5 protein-coding genes are annotated in these 6,473 nt (G+C 73.4%); 3 read left to right on the top strand and 2 right to left on the bottom strand.

All coding sequences use genetic code 11. From position 1 onward, the window contains the following. Nucleotides 1-640 precede the first annotated feature (640 nt). Nucleotides 641-1,306: a TetR/AcrR family transcriptional regulator gene (locus ABEB28_RS01260; protein ID WP_345726036.1), complete on the bottom strand. Its 666-nt coding sequence runs from the start codon at nucleotides 1,304-1,306 to the stop codon at nucleotides 641-643. 118 nt (nucleotides 1,307-1,424) lie between these two features. Between ABEB28_RS01260 and ABEB28_RS01255 the strand changes: the two genes are divergently transcribed. From ABEB28_RS01255 to ABEB28_RS01245, 3 genes are all read left to right on the top strand, one after another. Continuing rightward, complete coding sequence (locus ABEB28_RS01255; RefSeq protein WP_345726035.1) at nucleotides 1,425-2,348, top strand: shikimate dehydrogenase; 924 nt, start codon at nucleotides 1,425-1,427, stop codon at nucleotides 2,346-2,348. Next, nucleotides 2,338-4,305, top strand: coding sequence for a sugar phosphate isomerase/epimerase and 4-hydroxyphenylpyruvate domain-containing protein (locus tag ABEB28_RS01250; RefSeq protein ID WP_345726034.1), 1,968 nt, complete (start codon nucleotides 2,338-2,340; stop codon nucleotides 4,303-4,305). The genes ABEB28_RS01255 and ABEB28_RS01250 overlap by 11 nt, the downstream gene beginning before the upstream one ends. 374 nt (nucleotides 4,306-4,679) lie before the next feature. Beyond that, nucleotides 4,680-5,084 (top strand): DUF1801 domain-containing protein, encoded by a 405-nt coding sequence (locus ABEB28_RS01245; RefSeq protein ID WP_345726033.1) that lies wholly within the window; start codon nucleotides 4,680-4,682, stop codon nucleotides 5,082-5,084. A 58-nt stretch (nucleotides 5,085-5,142) separates the two neighbouring features. Here ABEB28_RS01245 and ABEB28_RS01240 read toward each other — a convergent pair whose 3' ends face one another. Beyond that, on the bottom strand, nucleotides 5,143-6,450 hold the full coding sequence (locus ABEB28_RS01240; protein WP_345726032.1) for an alpha/beta hydrolase: 1,308 nt from the start codon (nucleotides 6,448-6,450) through the stop codon (nucleotides 5,143-5,145). Between the last annotated feature and the right edge of the window lie 23 nt (nucleotides 6,451-6,473).

Genomic DNA, 6,473 nt, shown 5'->3' with positions numbered 1-6,473 from the left:
CCGCGCCGCCGGGCCTCCGCGCCTCCGCGCCGCCGGGCCCTCGCGTCGCTGGGTGCGCACCGCCGGGCTTCCGCGCTAGTGGGCTCGCGTGCTGCGGTTGCGCGCCGTCCGCGACGCGTGGGCCCGCCAGTCCGCCTGGGAAACGCCCACGCCCGTGAGGCGCCCGATACCCGCCAGTGTGCGTGTTCGCTGGCTGGCGCGCACGCCCGCTGGGTGCGCCCGTGTTCGTACGGCGGTCTTCCCGAAAGTCGGCCTCCGCGGCCCGGCGAGGTGGCTTCCCGGACCGGCCTTCGGCGGCCTCCGGTGTGGTGGTTCCCGAAAATTGGCCTCGGCGTCCCGAGAGGTGCTGCCCGAAAGAGGGTCGCTTTGTGGGCGCCGGGTTTCCCGCAACGGCCGGGGCAGGTGACGGGTGGCGCTCGGGGCCCGCAGGCTGGGAGCTCGCCCGCGGGCTCGGGGGTTCGCGGGCTCGCACGGGCGTGCGTACGGGTGCGGGGCCCGCAAGCCGGGGGCTCGCGGGGCTCGGGCTCGCGGGCTTGGGCTGGCGGACTCGCGCGCCGGGTTCGTGGGCGGGGATCGCGGGCGAGGTGCGCGGCTGCAGGTGCGTGGGCGGGCTATGGCCCGTCGTCACGGCGTTGCGGGGTCAGGCTCGGCCCACGTGGGCGGTGAGGTACTCGAGCACCAGGTCGCCGATCATCTGGCGGTGGTGCGCGCTGCGCTCCTCGTCGAGCATGTCGCGACCGAAGATCGCCTCGAACGTGTACCGGTTGGCGGTCCGGAACACGCAGAACGCACTGATGATCATGTGGACGTCGAGCGCGTCGACGTCGTCCCGGAACAGGCCGGCGGCCCGGCCGCGCGCGAGGATGCCGCCCAGCACGTCGACCGCGGGCGCCGCGAGTCCGGGCAGGATCGGTGAGGTCCGCAGGTGCTCGGCGTGGTGGATGTTCTCGATGCTCACCAGCCGGATGAACGCCGGGTGGGACTGGTGGTGGTCGAACGTCAGCTCGGCGAGCGCCCGCATGGCCCGCCCGGGGTCGAGGTGGTCGACGTCCAGCGCCTGCTCGAGCCGGCGGATCCCGGCGTACGCCCGCTCCAGGACGGCGACATAGAGGCCCTGCTTGGAGCCGAAGTAGTAGTAGATCATCCGCTTCGTCGTGCGGGTCTTGGCGGCGATCTCGTCCACCCGGCCACCGGCGTATCCCCGGCTCGCGAACTCCTCGGTCGCGGCGTCGAGGATCTCCGCGCGGGTCCGCTCGGCATCGCGTTGCCGTTCCGGCGTCACGTCTTCGGACGGGGCAGCGGTCACGCGTCCTCCTTCGTTCAACGACTACGACCTTAGAGCGTCGCGCTATGGGCACCCCTTCCCAACGGCGCGGACGTGAGCTACAACTAACTAACCAGTACATTAAGACGGAGGAGCGCGTGTGTCCCTCCCATCCACGACTTCGCGCGGAACCGACCAGGTCGTCGTCGGACTGATCGGCTCCGGGATCGGCCCGTCGCTCTCACCCGCCCTGCACGAGCGGGAGGGCGCCCACCTCGGGCTGGACTACGAGTACCGGCGGCTCGACCTCGACGAGCTGCACCGGGCACCGGAAGCGGTCGGCGACCTGGTCGACGAGGCCCGGCTCGCCGGGTACCGCGGCCTGAACATCACCCATCCCTGCAAGCAGCTGGTGATCCCGCACCTGGACGAGCTGTCCCGGGCCGCGGCCGAGATCGGCGCCGTGAACACCGTCGTCTTCGAGCCGGACGGGCGCACGACCGGGCACAACACCGACTGGTCCGGCTTCCGCAACGGCCTGATCAGCGGGTTGCCGGACGTCCGCCGCGACCGGGTGGTGCTGCTGGGCGCCGGTGGTGCCGGTGCGGCGGCGGCGTACGCGTTGCTGTCGCTCGGCGTGCGCACGGTGCACGTCGTCGATCAGGACGTCGCCCGCGCACGTGAGCTCGCCGACCGGTTCGGCGCCGACCGGACCACCGGCGCGCCCGTCGACGCGCTGGAGAACCTGCTGGCGGACGCGGACGGCTTGGTGCACGCGACGCCGACCGGCATGGCCGAACACCCCGGGCTGCCGCTCCCGGCGCGCCTGCTCCGTCCGGAGCTGTGGGTCGCCGAGATCGTGTACCGGCCGCTCGAGACCGAGCTGCTCCGGGTGGCGCGGGCCGCCGGCTGCGCGACGCTGGACGGCGGCGCGATGGCCGTGCACCAGGCGGTCGCGGCGATGCGGCTGTTCACCGGCATCGAGCCGGACGCCGACCGGATGGTCCGGCACCTGCACGAACTCATCCGGGCGGAGAACGCTCCGGGCGGCTCGAACACCGGAGGAGCGCCCGATGCGTCGTGACCATCTCCGCACCGCGCTGGCGACCGTGTGCCTCTCCGGCACTCTGGAGGACAAGCTGGTCGCCGCGTCCGATGCCGGGTTCGACGGCGTCGAGATCTTCGAACCGGACCTGGTCGCCGCGCCGATGCGCCCGGGAGACGTCCGCGTCCGTTGCGCGGACCTGGGGCTGTCGGTCGACCTGTATCAGCCGTTCCGCGACCTGGATTCGAACGATCCGGACCGGTTCGCCGCCAACCTGCGCCGAGCCGAGCGCAAGTTCGACGTGATGGCTGAGCTCGGCGCCGACACGGTGCTGGTCTGCTCGTCGGTCTCGCCGGACGCGGTCACCGACGACGATCGGCTCGCCGAGCAACTGGCGACGCTCGCCGAGCGCGCGGGGCGGCGGGGCATGCGCATCGCCTACGAGGCGCTGGCCTGGGGTGCGCACGTCAACACGTACGAACATTCCTGGGACGTCGTCGCGCGCGCCGACCACCCGGCGCTCGGGCTCTGCCTGGACAGCTTCCACATCCTGTCCCGCGGATCCGACCCGGCGCCGATCGCGGAGATCCCCGGCGAGAAGCTGTTCTTCCTGCAGCTCGCGGACGCGCCCCACCTGTCGATGGACGTCCTGCAGTGGAGCCGGCACCATCGGCTCTTTCCCGGGCAGGGCGCGTTCGACCTTCCGGCGTTCCTGCGTCCGGTGCTGGCCGCCGGGTACGCGGGGCCGCTGTCGCTCGAGGTCTTCAACGACGTGTTCCGGCAGGCCGATCCGGTGCCGACGGCGGTCGACGCCCGGCGAAGCCTGCTCGCCCTCGCGGAGGCCACCGCACTCGCCGACGCCGCCCCGACCGGCGCGGCCGACGCCGCCCCGACCGGCGCGGCCGGGGCCGGCGCTGCCCTGGCCGGTGTCGCCCCGACCGGTGCCGGCCTGGGCGCGGCGCGCCGTGCTGTCGTCGTCGACCCGGTCGCGGCGCCCGCTCCGCCACTCGCCGGGCACGCGTTCGTGGAGCTCACCGCGGAACCAACCGAGGCCGACCAGCTCGCCGAGGTGCTCGACTCGCTCGGTTTCGTCCGCACCGGGCGCCACCGCACCAAGCCCGTGGAGCGCTGGGAGCAGGGCCGGGCCCGCGTCCTGATCAACGCCGGAAGTCGCGGCGGAGCGGCGGCCCTGGGCGCGCTCGCGGTGGAGTCCGCCGACCCACCGGCCGCGGCCCGCCGGGCGCAGCGCCTGCTGGCGCCGCTGCTTCCGCGGGAACGCGGCCCGGCCGAGGCCGACCTCGCGGCCGTCGGCGCCCCGGACGGCACCCCGCTGTTCTTCTGCCGCACCGGCGCGAGCGGCCCCGGCGGCTGGAGCAGCGACTTCGTTCCGACCGGGGAGACCGCTGGCGACGGCTTCGGGATCACCGGCATCGACCACGTCGGCCTGTCCGAGCCGTTCGACCACTTCGACGAGGCGGCGCTGTTCTACCGCTCGGTGCTCGGGTTGACGCCGGTCAGCGCGGGGGAGTTCGCCGCGCCGTTCGGGCTGATCCGGGGCCGGGCGCTCACCGACGACGCCCGGACCGTCCGGCTGGCGCTGACCGTCGCCCGGCTACGGCGCGGCGACTGGGCCCCGGCCGTCGCCGACCCGCAGTACGTCGCGTTCGCCACCGACGACGTGCTGGCCACCGCTCGGGCGGCACGCGCGGCCGGTGCGCCGCTGCTCGCGATCCCCGACAACTACTACGACGACCTCGGCTCCCGGCTGGAGCTGCCGCCGGACCGGCTGGCGGCGTACCGGGAACTCGGCGTGCTGCACACCGTCGACCACCCGGACGGCGGCGTCTACCTGCAGGTCGGGACCGAGCTCCTCGGCGGAAGGCTGTTCCTGCTGCTGGTGCAGCGGGTCGACGGGTACGACGGGTACGGCTGGGCCGACGCCCCGGTGCGAATGGCGGCCCACCGCCGCAACCGCCTGGCCCGCGCCACCGGCTGACCCGGCCGCGTAGCGGGTGGTTGTCGCGCTGTCCGGGCGGAGGGTGAGATGGGTGTCGCGCTTCCGGGCGGCGCGCCGGGTGGGTGTCGCGCTTTCGGGGCGGCGCGCGCAGTGGTTGTCATGTATTCCGTCCCATGGCACGGGAAGCGTCACAACCATCCGGGCCGGCACCCGGAAACGGCGACAACCAGCCCACCGACAGCGCGTCAGCCAGAACTCGCCCCTGGTCTCGGTGCCGTTTCGGGCGGGTGCCCACCCGACAGGGCCTCCGCGATGGGGCGTTGCCGCGACCGAAGGAATCCGCCCCGCCGGGAGGCGGGCTTCCCGAAAATCCGCCTGCGGAGGATGCTGGGCCCACCCGAAGGAGGCTCCGGATGGCGACGTTGAAGACCGCCCGCACCGATGCGAGCGTCGACGAGTTCCTGGCCGCGGTACCGGATGAGCGCCGTCGCGCCGACGCGGTAGCGGTCCGTGACCTGATGGCCCGGGTCACCGGCGACTCGGGCGCGATGTGGGGCGGAAGTATCGTCGGCTTCGGCCGGGTTCGCCTGAAGTACGCCAGCCGCCGCGAGGTCGACTGGTTCGTCCTGGGGTTCTCGCCGCGCAAGGCCGCGACGACGCTCTACCTGGGCGCGGGCTTCCCGGAAAAGGAGGCGCTGCTGGCCCGGCTCGGCCCGCACGCCGTCGGCAAGGGCTGCGTCTACATCAAGCGTCTGGACGCCGTCGACCCGGACGTCCTGGACGAACTCGTCACCGCAGCCGCGCGCCCGTCACCGTGAGCGATGCACGTTCGCGTCCCCTGGGACGGACGCGAACGTGCATCGCCTCGAGCGGGCCTCACCGGCGCGCGCCCACCAACGGCGGAGGACTGAAATCGACGTACCGCCCCGTACCCCCGGCTGCGGTGTTCAGTGTGGACGCGTTCACCGGCCCCCACTTCCCCGAAACGATCCGCCGCTCCAACACCCGCAGCGCCCCCACGGTCTCCGCAGTACGGAACGCGCAGTGGCCGGTCGTCCGCACGTACCCCTGCCGCAGCAGCCCGGCGCGACCGGCCCGGGTGACCACGCTCCGGTACCAGTTCTCGTGCTCGACCGGGATGAGCTGGTCGGCGACCGTGTGAATGGTCAGCTCCGGCACCCGGAGAAGCCCGGTCGGCACCGAGGTCCGGCGCAGCGACGCCACCGCGCGCGGATCGGCGGTCACCGACGCGTCCCGGGTCAGCGTCTTGAGGTCGGCGCGGAGGTCCAGCCCGGCCGAGCGGTAGAGCGCCCGCACCTGCGGCGCCCGCACGCTGTGGTGCAGTAGCGCGGCGTAGTTCACGCCGACGTTGTAGGCGCTGTTCCCACCGGCGGCCAGCTCGATTTGGACGCGGCCCGGCATCACGAACCGGAGCACGAACTGGCTGAGTTCGGCGGCCTGCTGAGCCTGCTGCTCCGAGTAGGACGTCGGCGGTGCCGCTCCGGTGAACCATCCGGGCGTGTTGATCAGCGCCGCGGCCAGCGCGACCCGGGCCCGTCCGGCCGGGGTCGCCTGCGCCGACGTGATCGCTGCACTCAGCGCCGAAGCGGCCGCGACCGCCGAGGCCTCGGACGGGTAGTTCACCAGCGGCACCGGAACGCCGAGCAGCCTCGAGAGCGCCCACTCGCCGTCCAGCTGATAGTTGTTCAGGTTCAACGCCCCGCCGACCAGCCCGCAGGTCGTGAGGCTTCCGTCGATCCGGCCGCTGCCGCGCTCGGCCTCGAGCGCGCTGACCAGGCCGCCCATCGACGTTCCCCAGGCGATCGTCCGCCGAGGCTCCCCGACCAGGGACGAGATCGCCGTGAGCGCTCCGAACTGGTCGTCCACGGCGTTCTCCAGTGCCCACAGCGACGGCCCGGAGTACGACGAACCAACGAGCCCGTAGCCTTCGGCGAGCAGCGCGGTGCGGGTTTCGTCGTTCGGCGCGTTCTGCGCGACCAGCGGCCCGAAGCCGTGGCTGTACAGGATCATCGTCCCGTTCCAGTCGGCCGGAACGTCCGCCACCCACGTCGCGCCGCTCGGCAGCGTGCCGGTGTAGTGCGTCTGCGCCCGCGCCGGGCTGCCCACCGCACACAACGCGACGACCAAGAGCAGCGCCGCCAGAGCCCGCCGGATCACACCCATGCTCCGCAGGGTGCCAGCGCCGA

Origin of the sequence: Cryptosporangium minutisporangium (assembly GCF_039536245.1) — a bacterium.
GTDB lineage: Bacteria > Actinomycetota > Actinomycetes > Mycobacteriales > Cryptosporangiaceae > Cryptosporangium > Cryptosporangium minutisporangium.
This window is presented reverse-complemented; position numbering and strand designations above follow the sequence as displayed.

Coding starts and splice junctions, on each gene's coding strand:
- ABEB28_RS01245 (WP_345726033.1), top strand. CDS start 4,680: ATGGCGACGTTGAAGACCGCCCGCACCGATGCGAGCGTCGACGAGTTC.
- ABEB28_RS01250 (WP_345726034.1), top strand. CDS start 2,338: ATGCGTCGTGACCATCTCCGCACCGCGCTGGCGACCGTGTGCCTCTCC.
- ABEB28_RS01240 (WP_345726032.1), bottom strand. CDS start 6,450: ATGGGTGTGATCCGGCGGGCTCTGGCGGCGCTGCTCTTGGTCGTCGCG.